This is a genomic window from Variovorax flavidus, assembly GCF_030317145.1.
GTDB classification, from domain to species: domain Bacteria; phylum Pseudomonadota; class Gammaproteobacteria; order Burkholderiales; family Burkholderiaceae_C; genus Variovorax; species Variovorax flavidus.
This window is the reverse complement of sequence record NZ_JASZYE010000002.1, coordinates 801,479-825,046: the sequence shown is the minus strand read 5'-3', so window position 1 is coordinate 825,046 and position 23,568 is coordinate 801,479. Positions and strand designations below refer to the sequence as shown.

Here is a 23,568-nt window from a genome sequence, read left to right as displayed (position 1 = left end):
GCGCCGGTCATACCAACGACGAGAGCGACCGACATGCTGAATTCCCTGGCTCCCTTCCTGATCACCTGGGCCATCACTGCCTTTTCGCTATGGGTGGCCAGCCACATCTTCAAGGGGATCAGCTTCGAAAGCGCCTCGGCGCTCGTGGTGTCGGCGCTGCTGCTCGGCTTTGCGAACGCCATCGTCCGGCCGCTGCTCATCATCCTGACCTTGCCGCTGACGCTGCTGACCTTCGGGCTCTTCATCCTCGTCATCAACGCGCTGATGATCCTGCTGGTGTCGGCGCTGGTGAAGGGCTTCAAGGTGTCCGGCTTCTGGACGGCGCTGTTCGCGAGCATCTTCATCTCGCTGCTGAGCATCTTCGTGGGTGCGCTGGTCGATGGCGGCACGCCGGAAACGCGGATCCAGATGCCTTCGGAAGGGAAGTGGTTGTAGCGGCCGCGCGGCGAGGTGGCGGCCGGTCCGCCAGCCTTTCGAATCAGGTATGCATCATGACTTTCGTCGCGCCAACCAGGCGCCGAAGAATCCGCCAAGAAGCGTCCAGATCAGCCACGACATGAATACTGCGTCGGCAACGCGGGGTTCACGGTCGAAATAACTGTCGTTGGGATCGAGGAACAAGGAAGCCCAGGCCGCCAGGCCTCCATAGAAGATCGCCGTCGAGATGACCAGCCCGAGAACGAAGCAGGCCGGGTATTTGATGTACTTCATGGTCAGGCAATTGGAAAAAAGCGAATCCTCTTCGCCAATCTCAAGTCCGACCAGTTCGGCAGAACCAGCCCGAACCGGGTTCGCAACCAGGAAGACACCGGAGTCATTCGACTGCCGTTCCAGAGATCGATGTGATCGCCGCCCGAGCCCTGTGACGGCGGGTAGTAGTCTTCGAAGCACACGATCCCGGTGCGATCAGTGATCTTGTCTCGCCAGTCTTCCCCGGTGATGCCTTGGGATTTCGAGCAACCGACAAAGGGCTGCAGCTCCAGCCAATCAGCAAGTTCCTTGGCGGCCAGGCAGTGGTCGTCGCTGGGATGAATCCAGCACTTTCGCTTGGCAGGATAGGACTTGAACGTGACGCCGACCTTCTTCAGGGCATGGCTCACTCTGATGGCGCATTGATTCGCGAACAGCTTGCTGCCGTCCTTGTCCTTCGCAACGCAAGGGTCCGTACTGGGGTAAGCCGCCCAGAGCTCGGCAAACTTCACAGCCTGAACGTCGATCCTGCAAACCGAGTCCTTGGTGGTGTTGGTACGCACACGGGCATGTTGAGCAAGGCTGGCTGTCATGACGCCGCTCCCATGGCTCTGGCGAGGGCTTCGTCGCCCCAGTACACCGTGTACTCGGCCTCGCTCAATGTCTGGACGCGCGGGAGCAATCCATCCGGTCCGACCACACCGGTCAGCACGCGCCCATCGTTTACCTCGATGCGGTACGGCACGCCTTCGACTTCCTCCCATTCCAGGAGCACCTGTTCGTCGTGCGCAGCATGCTTGCTGATGCCAGCCAATGAATGCCCGGCGAATTCCAGCCATGCGCCGGAGCCGGGCATGCTGAGCACCTCTTCGACCGAGAAGGAGGTGCGCACATTGTTGAATTTGGCGATCAGCCGCGGCGGCGACGGACACCTGCATAGGCACAGATCGCCGTCCAGGTTCTTCTGCCTGCCATCAGGCCCTGTATTGCGACGGTATGGCGGAACACACTGGGTCACCCCGTAGCTCTCGCAGGCAGGACACCAGACCGGATCGCCTTCGAAGGTGGCGTGCTTGCGGTCATTCCCGTAAGTCACGGGCCATTGTTGAGGGCGTGCTTCTACCCGCCCGCCTGTTGTCGTGGTGTCGCCTTCTCGGACGCAACTTCGCGCAAATTGATCCATGTTTCCTCCCTGAAAGATCGATTCACCGGCCATGCAAGTACGTTGCTTGCAAATCGCCGTGACGCGTTTTCGATCTTAGCCAACAAGGAAACGACCGCGACAGGGTCTCGTTCCAGCCTTCGCGAAGGCAGATCAGCGGCTGGCGCGCACCAGCATCAGATCCGCGGTATTGCCCCGCCCCTGCGTCAGCACCGGATAGGCCGTGTCGCTGATGAAGAGCAGCTTGTCACCTTCGAGAATGCGCGCCGAGACGTTGTAGCGCATGCGCGGATCGATGCGCGCAGGGTCCACGCTCAATGCGAAGCTGAAAGGCACCTGCTTGCCGTTCGCACGGATGCGCTGCTCGGCCAGCACGACTGCGGCCACGTCCATGCGCGACACGTCGAGGAGCTGCACCACGATCTCGGCCGAAGGGTCGAGCGCGATGCGTTCGCGGAAGGTGACGGAGCCTGTCACGCGCAGTGGTGGCGCCTTGTCGGCCGAGGCGACGTTGCTCATCGACGATGCGCACGCCACCAGCAACGGAAGGCTGGCGGCGGCAGCGAGTGCAAGGAGGGCCGTGCGCTTGTTCATGCGGCCGCCTTGTGCGCTTGCGCATGGCGCTCCGCGAAAGCCACGTACCAGTCCAGGCTGCCCGGATTGGCCATCGCCTCGCGGTTCACCACCTTCTCGATCGGCTGGCCGAGCAAGAGCTTCTTGATGGGCAGCTCCTGCTTCTTGCCCGAAAGCGTGCGCGGAATCTCCGCGACCTGGAAGATGTCGTTGGGCACGAAGCGCGGCGACAGCGAGGTCTTGATCGCGTTGTTGATCTTCGCGCGCATGGCATCGTCGAGCGCCACGCCCGGCCGCAGCACCACGAACAGCGGCATGTAGCTTTCGCGGCCCAGGTATTCGAGATCGACCACCATGGAATCGAGCACTTCGGGCAGGCCCTCGACGGCGCTGTAGATCTCGCTGGTGCCCATGCGCAGGCCCTGGCGGTTGATGGTGGCGTCGCTGCGGCCGTAGATGATGCAGCCGCCGTCCTCGCCGATCCTGATCCAGTCGCCGTGACGCCAGACGCCGGGGTAGGTGTCGAAGTAGCTGGAGAGATAGCGCGCGTTGCCTTCATCGCCCCAGAGGTAGAGCGGCATCGAGGGGATGGGTTGGGTGCAGACCAGCTCGCCGACTTCGCCGATCACCGGCTGGCCGGATTCGTTCCATGCCTCGACCGATGCGCCGAGGTAGCGGCATTGCATCTGTCCCGGCACTTCGGGCAGCTCGCGGTTGCCGCCGACAAAGCCGCCGCAGAAGTCGGTGCCGCCCGAAATGTTGTACCACCACACGGCCGGCGAGCCGGCTGCGAGCACCTGCGCCGTGCCCCAGCGCTGCACCTCTTCGGGCAAGGGCGAGCCGGTGCTGCCGAGTGCGCGAACGCGGGAGAGATCACCGCAGTCCTTCACTTCGAGCCCCGCCTTCATGCAGTTGCTGAAGTAGGCCGCGCCGGCCCCGAAGAAGGTCACCTTGTGCCGCGCCACGAAGCGCCACAGCACGCCCCAGTCGGGCTTCTCCTTGCTGCCGGCCGGGTTGCCGTCGTAGATGCAGATGGTCGACCCGAACGCCAGCCCCGAGAGCTGCGAGTTCCACATGACCCAGCCGGTGGAGCTGTACCAGTGATAGCGCTCGCCGAAATTGTTGGCGCTGTAGCTCGGCCCCAGGTCATGGTGCAGGCCGCACGCATACATGTTGATGACGATGCCGCCCTGCCCGTGCACGATCGGCTTGGGCAGGCCGGTGGTGCCGCTCGAATAGACGATCCAGACCGGGTGGTCGAAGGGCAGCCATTCGGGCTCGAAGGCAGCGGTCGCTTCGTCGTTGCGCGCGACGGCGCTCGTCCACTCGGCTTCCGCGGGAATCTGCTGCGCGGCGAAGGGTGTCCTCACCAGCACGAGCTGCTTCACGCTGGGCAGGGCCGCACGAAGCTCCTGCACGACGGCGCCGCGGTCCAGCGCCTTGCCGCCGTAATGCACGCCATCGGCCGCGATCAGCACCTTGGGCTCGATCTGGCGAAAGCGGTCGACCACCGCGGCGGTGCCCATGTCCGGCGCGCATACGCTCCACACCGCGCCGATGCTCGAGCACGCGAGGAAGGCGACCAGCGTCTCGGGCACGTTGGGCAGGTAGGCCGCGACACGGTCGCCGCGCACCACGCCGAGGTCGCGCAAGGTCAGCGCAAAGGCCGCGATCTGGCGGCGCAATTCGGGCCAGGACATCTCGCGCACTTCGCCGAGTTCGTTGTCGCTGATGATCGCCGGCATGCCGGCCGCGTGCGCCGCATCCGCATGGCGCAGCACTTCGCGCGCGTAGTTGACCTGTGCGCCGGGAAACCAGCGCGTGCCGGGCATGTGCGCGTCGACCAGCACGGTGCTGGCCGGCGTCGGGGACTTCATGTCGAAGAAATCCCAGATGCTCTGCCAGAAGGCGGGCAGATCGGTGACGGACCAGCGCCACAGCGCGTCGTACGAATCGAAGGAGATCCCGCGCTTGTCGCGCAGCCAATCCTGGTAGAGACGGATCTGGGGGACCTGGGGGACCTTGGAAAGGGCAGGAGCAGAGATGTGATTCACCTGCGAAGCCTAACGCGCCGCGCCGCGCCGGCTCAATCGGGGAAAGCACAGGTTCTGTACTTGTACGCTTGTACGGGTCATCGGATCGTGGTGTACTTTCTTCTGACCCTGCGGCGACCGCTGAGGCTGGCGATCCAGCATCCCGTTGCCCCGGCCGCAGGCCTGCCACCACACACTTCAAAGGAGCGGACATGTCACTGCGCATCAACGACGTCACCCCCGATTTCACTGCCAACACCACCCAGGGACCGATCAAGTTCCACGACTGGATCGGCGACAAGTGGGCCGTGCTGTTCTCACACCCGAAGGACTTCACGCCGGTGTGCACGACCGAGCTGGGCTACATGGCGAAGATCGAGCCCGAGTTCACCAAGCGCAACGCCAAGCTGATCGGCCTGAGCATCGACCCGGTCGACGCGCACGAGCGCTGGGCCAAGGACATCGAGGAAACGCAGGGCCACCTGCCGAAGTACCCCATGATCGGCGACACCGACCTGGCCGTGGCCAAGCTCTACAACATGCTGCCCGCCGAGGAACCCGGCACCTCCGAAGGCCGCACCGCCGCAACCAATGCCACGGTGCGCTCGGTCTTCGTCATCGGGCCGGACAAGCGCATCAAGCTGATGCTCACCTACCCGATGACCACCGGCCGCAACTTCGACGAGATCCTGCGCGTGCTCGATTCGATGCAGCTCACCGCCGCACACAAGGTCGCGACGCCGGCCAACTGGAAGAACGGCGAGGACGTGATCATTGCCGGCTCGGTCTCGGACGACGACGCGAAGAAGCTCTTCCCCGACGGCTGGAAGGCACCGAAGCCCTACCTGCGGGTGGTCAAGCAACCGGGCTGATCTCCGAGCGCGCCATGGTCTTCGAGCAGGTCGCCACCGGCGGTTGCCAGTCCTATCTCATCGGTTGCGACCAGACCTGCGTGGCTGCGCTCATCGATCCGGAGCTGAGCCAGATCGATCACTACCTCGCGCTGGCCACGCGCGACGGCGTGCGCATCCGCTATCTCATCGACACGCACACGCACGCCGACCATTTCTCCGCCACCAGGGAACTGGCGCGGCGGCTCGACGTGCCCGTGGTCATGCACCGCGCGAGCCCGGCGCCCTTCGTCGACATGCGCATCGGCGACGGCGAGATGGTCGTGCTCGGCAAGCTGCGGCTGCAGGCCCTGCACACGCCGGGCCACACGGCCGACTCGATGTGCCTGCAGGTCGAGGACCGCGTCTTCACCGGCGACACGCTGCTCATCGGCGGCACCGGCCGCACCGACCTGCCCAGCGGCGACCCCGAGGCGCTCTACGACAGTCTCTTCAACCGGCTGCTGCACCTCGACCCTTCGCTGCAGGTGTACCCGGCGCACGACTACAAGGGGCGCAGCCACTCGACCATCGCGGACGAGATCGCGACCAACCCGCGCCTGCAAAAACGCGACCGCGCCGAGTTCGTGGAGATGATGCGCAGCCTCAACCTCACGATGCCCACGCACATCACCGAGGCCCTGCGCACGAACATGAGCGGCGGCAAGACCGTGGCGAGCCTGCTGGCCGAGGCGACATCGACCGTTCCGTTCATGTCGCTGGCCGAACTCAGGTCGAGGGTCGAAGCCGCCGAGGACGACCTCATCGTGCTCGACGTGCGCGAGCGTGACGCCTACGAGGGCGGCCACATCCCCGGCGCCCGGCTGCTGCCGCGCGGCCAGCTCGAACTGCGCGTGAACCAGGACCTGCCCGACCCCACGCGGCGCATCCTGGCCTGCTGCGAACTGGGCTACATCTCGACGCTCGCCGCCGCGACCCTGCGATCCATGGGCTTCCTGCGCGCCGTGGCGCTCGACGGCGGAATGAAGGCATGGAGGGAGGCGGGTTACCCGCTGAAGACCGGCAAGGAGCCCTGAGGCCCCGATGCCGAAGGAGACGGACATGAACTACCGCAATCTCACGTTTCTTTGCGTCTGCGCGGCCCTGGTCGCACTCGCGGGCTGCGAGCCCAAGCCGCAGCCGCCCAAGGCGGCAGCCACCCCGCAAGCCGTGTCGGGCTGAGCGCGCTTCAAAGAGGCAGCAAGGTCTTGATCGTGTCGACGATCTGCTCAAACGGCACCTGGGTCGCCGCCACGCAAACCAGCGGCACCAGCGCGGCCAGCACGATCGGCCCGACGCTCTCCAGCGAGATCGGCACGGGGAGCATGCGCTTGACCAGGTCGTAGCCTGCCGCGAGGTCCGCCAGCGAGGACGGGTCGGGCGCTCCCAGCATCTCCTCGGCCGGCTCCACTTCACGCGCGGAGACCCATTTGGTCTCGAAGGCGATGTTGTGGCGGCTGGCGAGCGAACCGTAGTGCGCCAGCCCTTCGCGCTTGAGCGACAGCAGACGCGGCGTGAAGACCAGCAACGGCAGGACGAACGCAATGGCGAAGAAGGCGATCATCCCCAGCAGCGCGAACTTGAAGCCCATCAGGCTCGCATCGCCATGCACGACCAGCTTGAGCACCGTCGCGGAGACCACCGTGCTCTCCGCAAGGACGAACAGCACATAGGTCTGCGGGTACTGCCCCATGAAGGCCAGGCCGCCGCAGCGGTCGGGATGCGTGGCGACCAGGCGCAGGTCGCAGCGCGCGATGTCGTACAGCATGAGCCCCCAGGTCCCGAACCGCCACAGCCAGCGGCCGAGGAAGAACCAGTAGAGCGGCAGCGACACGAGCATCGCCCACCAGCCCGGCAGCGTCGGCTGGAGCGAGCCATCGACCAGGCGCCCATGCCAGGTGCCCCCATCGGCACCCATCGGCGCCCGCATGAGCCAGAGGTACGAGAGCACGTAGGCCAGCACGAGGATGACGGCCTCCGCCAGCCACGATCCGGTGCGCCGCTCCATGTTGGACCGCGCCGCCGCCATGCAGCCGCGCGACGCCTGCGGCACGATGTCGCGGGCCTCGAATTGCCCGACCAGCTTCACCATGCGCCGGTCGGAGATCTCCTCCATGAGCACGAAGGCCGCAATGGCGATGGCAAATGCATAGGCGCGGAAGTCGAGAAGAATGGCCCGCTCGTGGTCCGGGCCCAGCGCCAGGCCATCGAACGCGGCAAGCACCACGGCAGGGATCCACGCCAGCGCCACGAACAGCACGGCGCGGCGGCCTACCGCGAGATCGGTGTCAGTCACCAGCCCGAGACGGCGCTGCAAGCGATAGAACGGACCATGCCTGTTGAACGAGACCTGCATGCGGTGCCAATCCTGTGGTCCCCGGGGTTCCGAGGGGCGCGCCAAATGCTAGCGGAATGCCGCCCGATGGCAAACAGCCGCAGCCCGTGCCGGCCCTGGACTGCCCCAAGGGGCAATCGCGACTGCACCTTGGTCCAATGGGCAACAGGCATGGGCAATTCCATTCTCGGAACGATGCGCCTCGCCCTGTTGCTGATTGCCTTCTGCCTTGCGGCCTCGCCGCCTGCGACGGCAGCGGAGACGCGGAACGTGCTGGTGCTTTTCTCGAACAACCGCCTGCTCCCGGCCAATGTCGAGGTCGATCGCGGATTGCGCGAAGGGATCGCGAACACAGCGCAGCGGCACGTCGACCTCTTCGAGGAATTCCTGGACCGGCCGACCTTCTCGGGGCCGGCATTCGACCAGACCCTCAACACCTACCTGCGGGAGAAGTACGCCACGCGGCCGCCGGCCGCCATCGTCGTGGCTGGCGAGCCCGCGCTCGAATTCATGCTGCGCCATCGCGACGGGCTGTTTCCGGAGGTGCCGGTGGTCCACCTGGCCGTCGACAAGAGGTACCTGCAGTCCGTCGCGCCGCTGCCCGCCGGTGTCGTCGGCGTGCCGGTCGACTACGACTTTGGCGGCACCATCGCGCAAGCCTTGCACTGGCATCCGGGTGCGCAGCGGCTGGTGGTGGTCACGGGTTCGAGCGCCCGGGACCTCATCTGGGAATCCCAGATCCGCGCCGACATCGCCCGCCTCGGCATTCGCGTGCCCGTCGAATTCCTCCCGGGCCTGCCGACCGATGCGCTGAAGGCAAGGCTCGGCGCACTGTCGAAAGAGGACGTCGTGTTCACGCCGGGCTATTTCCGGGACGGCGCGAGCCGCGAGTTCTCGCCCCGCGAAGCGGCTGCGCTCATCGCCACCGCGGCGGCCGGTGCACCGGTCTACGGCCCTTTCAGCACCTTCATCGGCACGGGCGTGGTCGGCGGTCGCATGGCGGGCTACGTGGAGATGGGGCGACAGGCGGCGATCGCGGTCGACAAGCTGCTCGACGGCACGCCGCCCGCCGCCCTGGGCCTGCCCGCAAGCTCGCCGTCGGTGCCGCAGGTCGACTGGCGGCAGACGCGGCGTTGGGGCATTGCCGACATTCCGCCCGATGCCATCGTTCACTTCAGGGAGCCCACCTTCTGGGAAGCGCACCGCGGCCAGTTGCTGCTCATCCTCGCGGTGATGCTGATCCAGGCGGCGCTGATCGCCGCGTTGCTCGTCGAGCGGCGATTGCGCCGCCGGACCGCCTTGGAGCGCAAGCAGGCGGATCTGCAGGCCGAGAAGGACCGCGCCGCACTGACCCACATGACCCGCGTGTCGATGATGGGCCAGCTCTCCGCCGCCATCGCGCACCAGCTGAACCAGCCGCTGGCGGCGATCCTCGGCAACGCCGAGGCAGCGCGCAAGATGCTCGGCCGCGAGCACCCCGACCTTGCCGAACTCAAGGACATCTGCGACGACATCATCACCGAGGACCTGCGCGCGGCGGAGGTCATCCGCCGCCTGGGCGCGCTCTTCCGGCGCGGCGAGCTGCAGCTGGCGCCGATGGACCTGAACGAACTGGTGACGGAGACGCTCGAGCTCGCGCGCTCCGAACTGATGACCCGACACGTCACGCCCGCCACCGAACTCGCTCCCTTGCCGCTGGTCGATGGCGGCCGGGTGCAGCTGCAGCAGGTGCTGCTCAATCTCATCCTGAATGCGGCCGACGCCATGAACGACATCGACCCGGCGCGACGACGGCTGGAGATCCGCACCGATCTCGATGGCGCAAAGGTTCGCCTCCTCGTGACCGACCAGGGCAGCGGCATCGCGCCCGCGGACATCAAGAACGTCTTCAGCGCCTTCTGGAGCACCAAGTCCGGCGGCACGGGGATCGGGCTTGCCATCTGCCAGTCCATCGTCACGGCCCATCGCGGCACGCTCACGGCCTTCAACAATCCCCAGGGCGGCGCGACCTTCTGCGCCACGTGGCCGGTGCGGCAGCAGAATGGATGAGGCCCGGATGTCCGACATGGAAACCATCTACCTGGTCGACGACGATCCCGCAGTGCGCAAGTCGCTGGCGCGGGTGCTGCGCGAAGAGGGATGCAGCGTGGAGACCTTCGACTCCGCCGAAGCCTTCCTGGCGCGGAGCGGCCCGGCATTGCCCGGCTGCCTCGTCCTCGACGTGACGATGCCGGGCCTGGACGGGCTGGCGTTGCAGCGCCGGCTCTTCGACCTGGGGCAGACGCTGCCGATCGTGTTCCTCACCGGCCATGGCGACATCCCGATGTCGGTGCAGGCGATCAAGGCCGGCGCGGCGGACTTCCTCACCAAGCCGGTCACGGCCGACGCATTGCTCGCCGCGGTGCGCGCCGCCATCACCGAGGATGCGGCAAGGCGCCGCGCCGGGGACGAGATCGCCGCATCGAAGCAGCGGCTCGCCTCGCTGACCGTGCGCGAGCGCGAGGTGCTGGCCGCCGTGGTCCGGGGGCGCCTCAACAAGCAGATCGCCGGCGACCTCGGCATCGTGGAGCAGACCGTCAAGTTCCATCGCGCACGGATCATGGAGCGCATGCAGGTACACACCGTCGCCGAACTGATGCACGTCGCGGCCAGACTGGGCATTGAATCGACCGGAGACTGAACCAAAGTCCAGTCCCCGGTGCCGCGCCAAAGCGCTACCGTTCGGCCGTGGCCAGCGCCGATCCGCTCATTGCCGTGGTGGATGATGAATCGCCCATGCGGACGATGCTGGGCCGCGTGCTGCGATTGGCCGACTACCGGGTGGCCGCGTTCGCCTCAGGCGAAGAGTTCCTGGCCTCGCTGTCCTCGCAGCCGGCACAACTGCCCTCGTGCGCGATCCTCGACATCCACCTGGCCGGCCTCTCGGGCTTCGAGGTGCAGATGCGCATGCGCGCGGCGAGCCTCGACATCCCGGTGGTCTTCATCACGGCAAGCGACGATCTCGCGCTCGGCCGCATGGCGTTTGACGCGAATGCGTCGCGCCTGCTGCGCAAGCCCTTCTCCAGCGACGAACTGCTGGCAGCCATCGGCACTGCGCTGTCGGGCAAGGACGCCAGCCCTTAAACCAAAGACTAGTTCCGGGGGCCAGGGCATGACGGTACAACGCTCACGAGTTCGGCTTGCGCCCTGAAGGGGCAAGCAGCCCGGAGCCCTCATGGAAGAACTGCTTCACAACTCGGCGCACCTCCTGTCTCGTCTGCTCGAGGCCGCGACGCTCCTGCTGCTCGCCCTCGGCGCAGGAATGGCCTTCGGCAAACTGCTTGCCGGCCTGTTCGCGCGCCGTCCGCCCAACGAGGTCGCGCTGGAGGTCTGGCAAGGGCTGTCGCGCTGGATGATGGTGGGCCTGGAGTTCCTGCTGGCCGCCGACCTGGTGTCGACCGTGGTGTCGCCGAGCTGGGACGAACTGGGGCGCCTGGCCACCATCGCGGCCATCCGGACCGTGCTCGGCTTCTTCCTCGGACGCGACCTCGAAGCCGCCCGCAGGATCGTGCGCGAGAACGCGGAGCTGGCCGCTGCCCGGCAAGGGGAACGGCCATGACGCTCTTTCACTCCATTGCCAAGGCCGGCGCCGCGAGCGCCGCCCTCGCGCTGCCGGCAGCCGCGATGGCCGCGCCGGCGCATGCCGGCGGCTACCTCCTCGATGCCGGACAACTCTTCACCCTGTTCTTCATCACGCTCGGACCGCTCAAGCTGCTGGGTCCTTTCGCGCAGGCCACGGGCACGATGGACTCGCGCGCATTGCGCATGCTGGCGCTGAAGGCTGCGGCCATCGGCATCGTCGCGCTGGCCGCCGGCGGCTTCATCGGACGCGCGCTCGCGGTGAAGTGGATGGTGCCCGTCGGCGTGCTGCAGTTCACCGCGGGGTTGATCTTCTTCCTGGTGGCGCTGCGGGGCGTGCTGGCGCAGTACGAGGCGCCGCCGCCTCGCCCGACCGATGCATCGCCGGTGACGCCGCCGGGTCCGATGAAGATCGCGTTTCCGATGCTGGTGACGCCCTATGGCATCGCCGCGGTGATCCTGCTGCTCACCTTGAGCGGCGACGCGGAACGCACCGAGGTCACCTTCGCCATGCTGGCAATGGTGATGATGCTGAACCTTCTCGCCATGATTTTCGTGCGCAGCATCATGCGGCCCGCCGTGGTCGCGGTGCTACAGGTCCTGGGGGCGGTGCTGGGGGTGATGCAGGTCGCACTGTCCCTTTCCATCATGCTGGCGGCGCTGTATCTGCTGACGATTCTGGTTCGATAGGAGCACTACATTTTTTAACAAGCCTGCCCTTAAGGGCAGTGCCTTTGCAGGCTCATTGCCTTGCACGGATGGCAAACTGGCTCCGCAACATTCAACGAGGTCGGCTTCGTGGATGCGGCCCCTGCGGCTGAACCAACGCGAGGCACCTTCGATGGAGTCCTCATGAATTCGCGTGCAACGTCCGCTTCCGCCTCTTTCGACTGGCTCAGACCCCACACGCATGCGCTGGCCCTGGAGCCGCGCATCCTGTTCGACGGCGCTGCCGCGTCGGCTGTCGAGCAGCAGCACCATGCCGATGCGGCGCACGCCGCCACGGCGGCCCCCATCGACACTGCCGCGGCGCGTCCAGCGTCCGAGGGGCCGCCACCTTCCGCACCGGCACTCCCCGCGTCCCATCAACTGGTGGTGATCGACAGCCGCGTCGAGAACCGCGAGCAGCTTGCCGCCCAGCTCCCCGCCGACACCAGGCTGCTGGTGGTCGACAGCCGCACCGATGGGCTCGCCGCCATCACCGCTGCGCTGGCCGAGATGGGGCCGGTGGATTCGATCCAGATCTTCTCGCACGGGGCCTCGGGGCAGTTCACGCTCGGCAACCGCACGCTGACCAGCGACAACATCGACGAGGCCAGCGGCGTGCTCGGCCACTGGCGCAACGAACTGGCGCCGGGCGCGGACATCCAGCTCTATGGCTGCAACGTCGGCGCGGGCGCGGCGGGACAGGCCCTGGTGAACGAACTCGCACACTGGACCGGCGCGGACGTGGGCGCATCCAGCGACAACACCGGCAGCACGGCCGCTGGCGGCAACTGGACGCTGGAGGTCCGCAGCGGCGACGTCGACAAGGCAATCGCGCTCAGCGCTAGTTCGCTCGCCAGCTTCCAGGGATTGCTGGCCGCCGGCCCGAGCGTCGGCCTGACGACGGGCGGAACCGATGCACTGCTCGGCGGCCAGTTCAGCTTCACGGTCAACATGAGCAACACCTCGGCGGACGACGGCTATGGCCCGTTCGTCGACATCTTCATGCCAGCGACCGGGAAGGACGGCAACGACGGCGCCACCTTTATCTCGGCCACCTACCTCGGGCAGCCGGTCAAGTCCTTCGTGCTGACTTTCGATCCGGCCGGCAATGCCACGCATCCGCTGGCGCGCGATTCGAGCGGCAACCCCGTGATCATCAACGCAGCCAGCGTCGGCATGCGCCCCGGCGACCAGATGGTGGTGCTGCAGCTGCCTTACGGCAGCCTGTCGCAGGACCAGCCGACGGTCGCCGTGCAGGTCACGGCCCAGCTCAGCAACCTGGCCGACACCGACCTGTCCAACGGCGCGCCGAATCTCACCATCCGGGCGCGCGGCGGCTTCGAGTTCGGCAACGATGCGCTCGACAACCCGACGGTCGACCCCAGCCTGATCGAGGGCTCGCTCCACGACTTCGTCGTGCACCCGACGCTCGTCACGATCGACCAGTCCATCAACATGCCCGAGGGCGAGACCGTTACCGGCCCGAACTATCCGCACTCGCAGACGGTCACCGTCACGCCCGCGCCCGGCCAGACGCTGACCAACGTGTCGGTCACGCAGCAGTTGCCCGGCGACATCCAGGTCAACTCGATCGTGCCCGGTGCGGGCGGCACGCTGACGTCGATCACGCTGCGCGACGGCACCGTGATCACCGATCCCACGGCCATCGCGGTGGCCATCGGCAGCGACGCCGTGTTCCTCAGCGCCTACACGATCACCTACGCCACGCTGAGCGCGCCGACCAACACCGTGGTCAACTTCTACGTGCCCGAAGCGGGCGCGGACGGCACGGCAGTCGTCGACCCGATCACCGGCGACGACACCACCATCACCTTCGGCTCGCCGACCGTCAGCGGCAGATGGACGCCGGTGGACCCACGGGATGTCGTCCCTCCGGCCACCGACGTCGGCTTCTCGAACACCGGCAGTGGCGCCGGCGCCAGCTTCGTCGCGAAGTCCCTGAGCCTCATCAAGCAGGCCACCGTGCAGGCGGACGTGGGCACGGCGGGCCTCAGCCCCGGCGACACGCTGCGCTACACGCTGAACGTGGCGATCTCGGACTTCTTCGCCGTCGGCGAGAACTTCTTCGGCGACGGCAGCTTCACGATCACCGACACGCTGGCCGACGGCCAGACCTTCAACGGCCCCGCCACCCTCAGCGTGACGCGCGGCGGCGTCACGCAGGCCATTCCGCTCATCGTCACGAGCACGCCGAACGCCGACGGCACGACGACGCTGGTCTTCGATCTCGCCGAATCGCTGCGGACGGCACCGAGCGGCGGCCTCGTGACGCTCGGCGCACTCATCGGCGACCTGGCCTTCGAGGACTTCCGAGACGGGGCCACCACGGCGGTGATCAGCTATGGCGCCACCGTCGCGCAGAGCTACACGACGCCGCATCCGCCGCACAGCGAGATCAACGAAGGCGACGCGCTCGGCAACAACGCCACCGTAGCTGGAACCTTGCTGGTCGATGGTTTCAACCTGACGGGCTTCGACGAGTCCGATGGGTCCGCGACCACGAGCACGATTCCCACGCGCCAGGTCGACATCCAGCTGGTGTCGGTCAACGGCGGCTTGCCGGCGGCCACGCCCGAGCTGCATCCGGGCGACGTGGTCACTTTCCGCATGAGCTACGACCTGGTGACCGGCGACTACGAGAGCTTCCGGCTCACCGCCTACATGCCGCAGCCGCTGCTCAATCTTGCAGGCGTCACCTGGAGCCAGGGCGCCGGCATCGGCCAGTGGACGCTGGGCCCGGGAAACACGAACCCCGACGGCATCGACTCGGTCACCACCGGGCCCGGCAACTCGGTCGTCTTCGACTTCGGCAACTACGTCAATCCCACCGTCAACGGCAGCCGGATCGAAGTGCAGTTCACCCTGCGCGTGGGCGACCAGCCCTTCGCCGACCAGCGCGAGCTCGACGTGCTGGCGCAGTCCGACCAGCAGACGACGATCGTGAAGAACCATCTGGTCTCGTCCGACGTGGCGGTGATCACCTCGGTGGCCGAGCCGGTGCTGGACATCCGCCACGGCGTGGTGTCCACGAGCCACGGCACGGTGACGGGCACGACCGGCATATGGAACGCGCCCGGAACCGCGGGCGTGCCTTTCCAGGGCAGCGTGACCGAGCTTGCGGCGGTCAACGGCGACGTCACCGGCATCGACGCGGGCGACACCTTGCGCCTGGCCACCGCCATCGAAAACCGCGGCGGCGGCGGTGCGTTCGACGTGCAGACCACCGTCACCCTGCCGGCCGGCCTGAGCTTCGTCGGCAACAGCCTGGCGGCTGCGAACCTGCGGATCTACCGTGGCGACGGCAGCCTGCTCGTGGCCGGCACCGACTACAGCGTGTCCGGCAACGAGATCACCTTTCTCGATGCCGGCGCGGTCGCCACGCTGGCACCCGGCCGTCCGGGCACGGCCGCCGATGCGAGCGGCGCCAACATGGTGGTCATCACCTACGACGTGGTAGCCAGCGCCACCATCGACGCGGCCCGCACGCTGCAGAGCACCGCCGCGCTGACCCGCTACGCCAGCGTCAATGGGGGCTCCGACTTCGCGCCGGTCGATATCACCGAGCTGGCGAACCAGCAGGTCGCCGCGCCCGCAGTCATCAAGAACTTCGCGGGCGGCAGCCTGGACAACAACGATTCGAGCGCCACGCACACCACGGGCAGCGACCTCGTGGTCGGCGAAAGCATGCTCTACGACATCGTCGTGACGCTGCCCGAAGGCACCACGCAGTCCTTGCGGCTGGACGACCTGATTCCGGCCGGCCTGCGCCTGGACACCGGCTTCAACGGCGGGCTCGGCTACGAGCTCATCACGACGACGGCGGGCAGCGCGGCACTGGGTGCGAACTTCAACGGCACGGTCACGCCCGGCGCGATCGGCGCCACCTCGGGCACCATTGGCGACGACGGCGCCGGCGCCCGGCTGGCCTTCACCGCCGCGGGCGCCACGGCGGACAACGTCATCAACAACAACAGCTTCGTCGTGCGGGTGCGGCTGGTGGCGAGCAACGTCAGCGGCAACCAGGCGAACCGGGCCCTGCAGAACAGCGCGCAGATCATCTACAGCGACCCGGACACCGACACGCCCAACGGCACCGTGCCCGTCGACCGCAACGTGGCGCTGACTGGCGGCGCGCCCATCGTGACGGTGCGGGAACCGACGCTGCAGATCGCGCAGGCGCTCATCACCAATCCGAGCCTGGGCTTCGACAATGGCGACCCGGTCGAATTCACCATCACGATCAGCAACGGCAGCGGCAGCGGCGACTTCGACGCCTTCGACATCAGCCTGCTCGACAGCCTGCCCACCGAACTGGACAACCTGACGCTGGCGGGCGTGACCTATCAGGGCGCCGCGACCAACAACGGCGGCGCCGGGTTCGAGATCGTCGGCGGCCAGTTGCGCACGGCCGCCGGCGCCAACATCGACATCGGCAGGGGCGGCAGCATCGTGTTGCGCATCACCGGGGTCGTCAACGCTTCGGCAGCGTCCGAGCCCCTGTTCACCAACACGGCGCAGGTGCAGTGGACCAGCCTCAACGGCAGCACCGCCGGCACGGCCGACCCGGCCGGCGAACGGACCGGTGTCGACGGATTGCTCAACACCGGCGTGCTCAATGACTATCGGCGCAGTAACGTGCTGACTTTCGAGGTGGCCCAGGGCATCCGGATCTCGCGTGTCGGCGGCCTTCCGGACACGCCGGCCGTGTCGCCCACATCCGCGCCGCTGGAGCAGGTCACCATCGGCGAAGTGATCCGCTACCGGGTGCTGGTGCTGGTGCCCGAGGGCAACAACCCCGACTATCACGTGCAGGTCACGCTGCCCAGCGGCCTCGGCTTCATCGCGCCCGATGCGCTCCAGAACGCGGTGCGCGTCGCCCTCATCTCGCAGAACGAGCTGACGACCGACGCCAACCTCGCCCTCAGCGGCACGCTGCTCATCAACGGCAACGAGAACAGCCCGGAAGCCCAGGACATCACGCCCACGCTCACCGGCGCGGCACCGACGGGCGTGTTCAATCCGGCGCTCATCCACGTGGTCGTCAACCCCGACGGCAGCCAGACGATCACCTTCGACTTCGGCAACATGGTCAACGGCCTCCCCAACGATCCCGACCTGGAGGGGATCTCGCTGGAGTTCAACGCCCGCGTGCTCAACCAGGCGTCCAACACGGCGGGCGCTGTGTTGAACGTGTCGGCCCGCGAACTCGTCGGCGGCGGGCCGCGCGCGGATAGCAACATCGTGAGCGAGCGGATCGTCGAACCGGCCTTCAACGGCGTCGACAAGCGCGTGATCGACTTCAACCCGAATCCGGCCGGCGCCACCGGCACGGCCACCGTGGCGGTGAGCTTCACCGAGAACGGGACGCTGCCCGCATTCAACACGCATCTCGCCGACTCGTTCCCGGTCGGCAGCGCCTACACCTTCGTCAGCCTCACGCTGAACGGCACGGTCTATACGGCGGCCAATCTCCCGGCTGGGATTGCCGTCGGCACCGTCGGCGGGCTGACGGTCGACTTCGACCGTCTGGACCCCGGCGCGCAAGTCCAGGTGGTCTACCAGGTCACGCTGCCGAACGCGGCCGCCATTGCCAGCAGCAACGCGGTGCTGACGTGGTCCAGCCTTCCGGAAACCTTCACCACGTGGGGTGGCACGCCCGTGGGCGTCGATGGCACCGTCAACGGCGAACGCACCGGCATCGGCGGCACGCCGAACACCTACGTGCTCGCGGAAGGCGCAGGCCTCGGCATCATCCAGGGCACGCTGTGGGACGACACGGCCAGCGCCACCACCAGCGCAGCGCCTGACGGCCCGCCGCTTGCCGGGCAGACCGTGAGCCTGACCTGGGGCGGCGTAGACGGCAACCTTGCCACTGCGGCCGACAACCGCGTGTTCACGACGACGACCGATGTCAACGGGCAGTACCGCTTCGGCGTGCTGCCTGCCGGCGTGTTCCGCATCGACACGCCGAGCGGGACCATCAGCTATCCGCAGCCGCTGGGCGACCTGCGCGTGCGCATCGACACCGACGCCGCCAGCCCGCTCGGCCAGGTCGTCGTGACCCTCGGCGAAAGTGCGACGGCCGCCGCGAACGCTGGCTACGTGGAGCAGAACGACGCACCCGAGAACCACCTGCCCGCCGTGCCGCCGAGCGGCCTCGAAGACGTGACGCTGCCCATCGCCGGCCTGTCGGTGACCGACGTCGATGCGGCCGGCGGCACGCTCGACATCACGCTCTCGGTGCTGCACGGCACGCTGTCGCTCTCGAGCGTTCCGCCCGGCGTGACGGTGACCGGCTCCGCGACGGGCACGCTGGGAGTCAGCGGCAATCTCGCCGCGCTGAACCTCGCGCTGGCCAACCTGCAGTACCTGGGCAACCCCGACTACAACGGCACCGACACGCTCACCATCCTGACCAACGACCGCGGCAACACCGGCGACGCGAACGGCGACGGCAATCCGACCCAGAACCCCGCCGACGCCCTGAGCGACCGGGACACCCTGCAGATCGTGCTCGCGCCCGTGAACGACCAGCCCGTTGCGGTCGACGACGCGGCGGACGCAACCGAAGCCGGCGGCACGGACAACCGGCTCATCGGGGTCGACCCGACCGGCAACCTGCTCGACAACGACACGGACGTGGACATCGCCACCAACGCCGATCGGCTGCGCGTGATCACCTTCGGCCGCGAAGGCGGCCCGCAGTTCGGCTTGCCCTCGATCGGCGCCAACTCGGTCGCCGGCCTCTACGGCACGCTGACCGTAGGCGCCAACGGCGGCTACCAGTACGTCGTCAACAACGACGACCCGACGGTCCAGGCCCTGCGGCTTTCAGGCCAGACCCTGGTCGAACGCTTCACCTACACGCTCTCTGACATCGAGGGCCTTCGCGACACGGCGGTGCTGACCGTCACCATCCACGGCGCCAACGACACGCCGGTGGCCGTCTTCGATGTGGGCAACGCCGTCGAGGCCGGCGGCGTGAACAACACCACCCCGGGCAGCAACGCCACGGGCAATGTGCTGGCGAACGACAGCGATGTCGACAGCGTCGCCAATGGCGAGACGCAGCAGGTCACGGGGGTCCGCAATGTGGGGCCGCTGGCACAGGGGCCGATTTCCGTGGTGACGCCCGGCACATCCAGCGGCACCGGCACGGCTGTGATCGGCCGCTACGGGACCCTGACCATCGGCGCGGACGGGACCTACACCTACGTCGTCTTCGACAACGACCCGACCGTGCAGCGCATGGTGCCCGGCGACGTACTGGACGACATCTTCAGCTACCGGGTCACGGATGCCGCCGGACTCGACGACCTGACCGAGCTGCGCATCATCATCTCCGGCGCCAACGACAACCCGGTGGCAAGCGACGACCATGCGGACGCGCAGGCTGCCTCCACCAACGGCAATGCGCAGGAAAGCAATCCGGCCGGCAACGTCATCCGCTTCCCGAGTCGCCCGGGCACCATCGAGCAGCCGGGAGGCAATGGCGTGGATCTCGACGTGGACCGCACCGACAACCCAAACTCGGTGCTGGTCGTGACCGGCATCGGCACCGGGCCCGAAGGGCCGGGCGTGGTGCTGTCCGGCGTGGCGCCCGGCACCAGCCTGGCCAACGGCACCTCGATCGCCGGCACCTACGCACTGCAGGCCGGCGTGCCGGTGGCGGGAGATTTCGGCACGCTGGTGATCGGGGCCGATGGCGCCTTCACCTTCGACGTCAACAGCGACAACCTCACGCTCCAGTCACTGCAGGCGGGGCAGACGGTCGACGTCATCTACACCTACCAGCTCACCGACACCAGCGGCCTCACCGACCTGGCGCAGCTCGTGATCACCGTGCGTGGGGTAAACGACCCGCCGGTGGCGCAGAACGTCGTGGCGCTGGCCACCGAACGCGGCGGCATCGCCAACGCCACGCCGGGCGTCGACCCGACCGGCGATGCCACGAGCGCGTCCTTCGATCCGGACGGCGATCCGTTGACCGTGACCTTCGTCCGTGCCGGCGCCGAGGGCGCGGGCGGCATCGACACGCCGGTCGGGGCGACGGGCGCGGTCGTTGTCGGCCAGTACGGCACGCTCACCTTGCAGGCCAGTGGCGCCTACACCTACGCGGTCAACAACAACAACGCCGCGGTACAGGCCCTGCGCCTGATCTCCGATGTCCTGATCGAACGCTTCACCTTCACCGTCGACGACGGCAACGGCGAAACCGACCAGGGCGAAGTCATCGCGCTGATCCGCGGCCAGAACGACAACCCGGTGGCGGCCGACGATGCCGCTTCCGCGCTCGAGGCGGGCGGCCTGCACAACGACCAGCCCGGGGTCGAACCGACCGGCAATGTGCTTGCCAACGATGCCGACGTGGACGGCGGCGAGGTCCCGACGGACCCGGTGAACTACGGCGAGACACGGGCCGTGTCGTCCGTGCGCACCGGCACCGAAGCAGGCACCGGCACCGCGGGCGTGCTCGGCACCGAGTTGCGCGGCGCCTACGGCTGGCTGACCTTGAATGCCGACGGCTCGTACACCTATCGCGTGGACAACGACGACCCCGCCGTGGAAGCCCTGCGCCTCGACGTCGACACGCTCACCGACAGCTTCAGCTACACCGTGATCGACGCGGCCGGCACCCAGGACCGCGCCACGCTGAACGTGACCATCCATGGCGCCAACGACACGCCGGTGGCCCACCCGGTGGTGGTCGTCGCGGTCGAGGCCGGCGGACAGAGCAACAACATCCCTGGGGTCGATCCGACCGGAAACGTGGTCGACCTGATCGACGATGTCGATGGCTCGGGGGAACTCGTGATCGCGGTCGACATCGCGCGCGGCATCATCAACGGCGTCATCGGTACCCCCTTCCCCGGCCTGTACGGCTCGATCCTCCTGAACATCGATGGCACGCTCAGCTACACGCTGGACAACGACAACCCGGCCGTCCAGGCGTTGCGCACCAGTTCCGACACGCTGACGGAAAACTTCACCTACCAGGTCCGCGACCGGGCCGGCGCCACCAGCTCGGCACCGCTCACCGTCATCATCCAGGGTCGCAACGACAACCCGGTGGCAGTGGACGATGCCGCCATCGCGGTGGAGGCCGGCGGCACCTTCAACGGCACGCCGGGCCTCAACCCGCAGATCGACCTGGTGGCCAACGACACCGACGTCGATGCCGGCGACACCCGGACCGTCACCGGCATCCGTGCCGGCACCGAAGCCGCTGGCGGCGCGTTCACGGCGGTGGCCCCGACCCTGAACGTCATCGGACGCTACGGCACCCTCACGACGGCCGCGAACGGCACCGGCTATACCTACCAGCTCGACAACAGCGCGGCGGCGGTGCAGGCGCTGCGAGCGGGCGAGACGTTGAACGAAGTGTTCACCTACAGCATGCGCGACCTCGCTGGCGCGACGGACATCGCGCAGCTGAACATCGTCATCCGGGGCGCCTACGACGCGCCGGTGGCGGTCAACGACGTGGCGGTGGCGCTCGCCAACAACGGCGCCGGGCGCGTCTTCAACCCGACGCGCAACGTGCTGAACAACGACACCGATGTCGACGTGGGCGACGTGCTGCGCGTGTCCGGCGTCCGCGTGGGCACCGAAGCGGCGGGCGGTGCGCTGGTGAACGTCGCGCCGGGCACGAGCAACCTCGACGGCACGGCGATCGACGGCCTCTACGGCCGCCTGAACATCGGCAGCGACGGCACGGCCACCTACTTCGTCGACGTCAACAACCCCGCCGTGCAGGCACTGGGCCTGCTGCAGTTCGCCGACGAGTACTTCACCTACCGGGCGACGGACCTGGGCGGGCTCGACGACCTGGCCCAGATCCACATCATCGTCGTGGGCCTCAACGATCCGCCGAAGGGCGTCGCGGACGCCGCCACCGCCGTCGAGGCGGCCGGACTGAACAACGCGCAGGCGGGCGTGAACCCGACGGGGAACGTGCTGACCAACGACACCGACGTCGAGGGCGACACGCTGGTCGTGACCGGCTTCCGCACGGGCACCTCGGCAGGCAGCGGAACGGCCGGCACGCTCGGGACCTCGCTGCGCGGCCTGTACGGCGACCTGACGCTCAACACCGATGGCAGCTACACCTACGTGCTCGACAACAGCCTCCCCGAGGTCGAAGCCCTGCGCACGAGCGGGCAGACGCTGACGGACACCTTCACCTACGCGCTGGCCGACATCTGGGATGCGCCCTCCTCGGCCGAGCTGCGCATCACGATCGACGGCCGCAACGACACGCCGATCGCGCGGGACGACGCGACGATCTCCGTCGAGGCGGGCGGCATCGCCAACCAGATTCCGGGCGTGGATCCCGCGGGCAATGTGCTGGCCAACGACAGCGACGTCGACAGCGTGGCCAATGGCGAGACCCGGCAGGTGCTCGCCGTGAGCAACTGGGCGGGGCAATCGGCCGGCGCCGGCCAGGTGCTGATGGGTCTCTACGGCCAGCTCACGCTCAATGCCGATGGCAGCTACACCTACGTGCTCGACAACGCCAACCCCACCGTGCAGGCGCTGCGCACCGCGGGCGAGACGCTGAGCGAGAGCTTCACCTACCGGATGCGCGACACCACTGGCGCAACTTCCGATGCGCGGTTGAACGTGCTGATCCGGGGCGCCAACGATGCGCCGGTCGCGACGGACGACAGCAATGTCGCGCCCAACGAGACGCCCGCCCCGCAGGCCACCGGCAACGTGCTGCCGAACGACGCCGACATCGATGGCGGCGACGACCTGCAGGTGGTCGCCATCCGCACCGGCACGGAGACAGGCAGCGGCACCGCCGGCACGGTGGGCCAGAGCATCGTCGGCCGCTACGGCACGCTGGTCATCAACGCCGATGGCAGCTACACCTACACCATCGACCAGACCAACTCCGACGTGCTCGCCTCGGCCGGGCTGGGCCGGGTGCTGCAGGATGCGTTCACCTACACGATCAGCGACCGCTCGGGCGCGACCGACACGGCACAACTGCTGATCAACCTCGACATTCCGGCACCCTACGTGGCGCCGCCGTCCGACAACTATTTCTCCTACCTCCAGGACCGCACCTATTCGGACGTGACGCTCCCCGACGTGCGGCCTGCGATCTACATCGCCCCCGTCGTGGAACAGATCGACGCCGCCCTGACGCTTTCCGCCTGGGGCAGCGACGGCAGCCAGATGGCCTGGCAGCTGACGCCCGAAATCCGCAGCACCTCATTGGGCGCCGGCCTCGGCGAAGTGGCGGGACAGTACGTCGCGCGCTCCGTCGCCGTCAGCCGGCAGCAGAGCGAGTTCGACCTGGCCTGGATCCTCGGCCGTGAAGGCAGGGTCAGCCTCAGCGCCGACGGGCTGCTCGCGAACCCGTCGCTTTTCACCGTCGACGCCGACGACCTCGCGGTGGACGCTGCGCCGCCCGATCCGCAGACCGCTCTCGGTTTCAGGGAACAGCTGCGCGAGGCGGCGCAGCGGCTCCATCCACTCGACCGGGCAGGCATTCCTGCTCCCGAATCGACACGCATCTGAAGAACAAGG

At 67.7% G+C, this 23,568-nt stretch carries 15 protein-coding genes; 9 read left to right on the top strand and 6 right to left on the bottom strand.

The genetic code is table 11. The annotated features are described in order from the left end of the window. The first annotated feature begins 33 nt into the window (after positions 1 to 33). Positions 34 to 435, top strand: a complete 402-nt coding sequence (locus tag QTH90_RS14540; protein WP_286665254.1) for a phage holin family protein — start codon at positions 34 to 36, stop codon at positions 433 to 435. Between the two features lie 54 nt (positions 436 to 489). Here QTH90_RS14540 and QTH90_RS14535 read toward each other — a convergent pair whose 3' ends face one another. From QTH90_RS14535 to QTH90_RS14515, 5 genes are all read right to left on the bottom strand, one after another. After that, positions 490 to 711 (bottom strand): hypothetical protein, encoded by a 222-nt coding sequence (locus tag QTH90_RS14535; RefSeq protein WP_286665253.1) that lies wholly within the window; start codon positions 709 to 711, stop codon positions 490 to 492. A 2-nt stretch (positions 712 to 713) separates the two neighbouring features. Continuing rightward, positions 714 to 1,283: a type VI secretion system amidase effector protein Tae4 gene (locus QTH90_RS14530; protein ID WP_286665252.1), complete on the bottom strand. Its 570-nt coding sequence runs from the start codon at positions 1,281 to 1,283 to the stop codon at positions 714 to 716. Beyond that, the gene (locus QTH90_RS14525; protein ID WP_286665251.1) at positions 1,280 to 1,906 is read right to left on the bottom strand and encodes a PAAR domain-containing protein; all 627 of its coding nucleotides are present in this window, start codon (positions 1,904 to 1,906) and stop codon (positions 1,280 to 1,282) included. The genes QTH90_RS14530 and QTH90_RS14525 overlap by 4 nt, the downstream gene beginning before the upstream one ends. A 99-nt stretch (positions 1,907 to 2,005) precedes the next feature. Continuing rightward, positions 2,006 to 2,446 carry a YbaY family lipoprotein gene (locus tag QTH90_RS14520; protein ID WP_286665250.1) on the bottom strand — a complete coding sequence of 147 codons (441 nt, stop codon included), beginning with the start codon at positions 2,444 to 2,446 and terminating at the stop codon, positions 2,006 to 2,008. Beyond that, complete coding sequence (locus QTH90_RS14515; protein WP_286665249.1) at positions 2,443 to 4,479, bottom strand: acetoacetate--CoA ligase; 2,037 nt, start codon at positions 4,477 to 4,479, stop codon at positions 2,443 to 2,445. Before QTH90_RS14515 ends, QTH90_RS14520 begins: the two co-directional genes overlap by 4 nt. 191 nt (positions 4,480 to 4,670) lie before the next feature. Between QTH90_RS14515 and QTH90_RS14510 the strand changes: the two genes are divergently transcribed. After that, complete coding sequence (locus QTH90_RS14510; RefSeq protein WP_286665248.1) at positions 4,671 to 5,330, top strand: peroxiredoxin; 660 nt, start codon at positions 4,671 to 4,673, stop codon at positions 5,328 to 5,330. 14 nt (positions 5,331 to 5,344) lie between these two features. Next, a complete protein-coding gene (locus tag QTH90_RS14505; RefSeq protein WP_286665247.1) occupies positions 5,345 to 6,385 on the top strand; it encodes an MBL fold metallo-hydrolase in 1,041 nt (346 codons plus the stop codon). A 152-nt stretch (positions 6,386 to 6,537) separates the two neighbouring features. Here QTH90_RS14505 and QTH90_RS14500 read toward each other — a convergent pair whose 3' ends face one another. Continuing rightward, a complete protein-coding gene (locus QTH90_RS14500) occupies positions 6,538 to 7,704 on the bottom strand; it encodes a hypothetical protein (RefSeq protein ID WP_286665246.1) in 1,167 nt (388 codons plus the stop codon). Between the two features lie 150 nt (positions 7,705 to 7,854). Between QTH90_RS14500 and QTH90_RS14495 the strand changes: the two genes are divergently transcribed. From QTH90_RS14495 to QTH90_RS14470, 6 genes are all read left to right on the top strand, one after another. Next, positions 7,855 to 9,732, top strand: coding sequence for a sensor histidine kinase (locus tag QTH90_RS14495; RefSeq protein WP_286665245.1), 1,878 nt, complete (start codon positions 7,855 to 7,857; stop codon positions 9,730 to 9,732). Positions 9,733 to 9,748: 16 nt separating this feature from the next. Beyond that, positions 9,749 to 10,363, top strand: coding sequence for a response regulator transcription factor (locus QTH90_RS14490; RefSeq protein ID WP_286665244.1), 615 nt, complete (start codon positions 9,749 to 9,751; stop codon positions 10,361 to 10,363). Between the two features lie 47 nt (positions 10,364 to 10,410). Then, a complete protein-coding gene (locus QTH90_RS14485; RefSeq protein ID WP_353506614.1) occupies positions 10,411 to 10,806 on the top strand; it encodes a response regulator transcription factor in 396 nt (131 codons plus the stop codon). A gap of 91 nt (positions 10,807 to 10,897) precedes the next feature. Beyond that, positions 10,898 to 11,281, top strand: a complete 384-nt coding sequence (locus tag QTH90_RS14480) for a DUF1622 domain-containing protein (protein WP_286665243.1) — start codon at positions 10,898 to 10,900, stop codon at positions 11,279 to 11,281. Beyond that, complete coding sequence (locus QTH90_RS14475; RefSeq protein WP_286665242.1) at positions 11,278 to 11,991, top strand: MarC family protein; 714 nt, start codon at positions 11,278 to 11,280, stop codon at positions 11,989 to 11,991. The genes QTH90_RS14480 and QTH90_RS14475 overlap by 4 nt, the downstream gene beginning before the upstream one ends. A 162-nt stretch (positions 11,992 to 12,153) precedes the next feature. Next, entirely contained in the window at positions 12,154 to 23,559 is an 11,406-nt protein-coding gene (locus QTH90_RS14470; protein ID WP_286665241.1) for a cadherin-like domain-containing protein, read from the top strand. Positions 23,560 to 23,568: the final 9 nt, after the last annotated feature.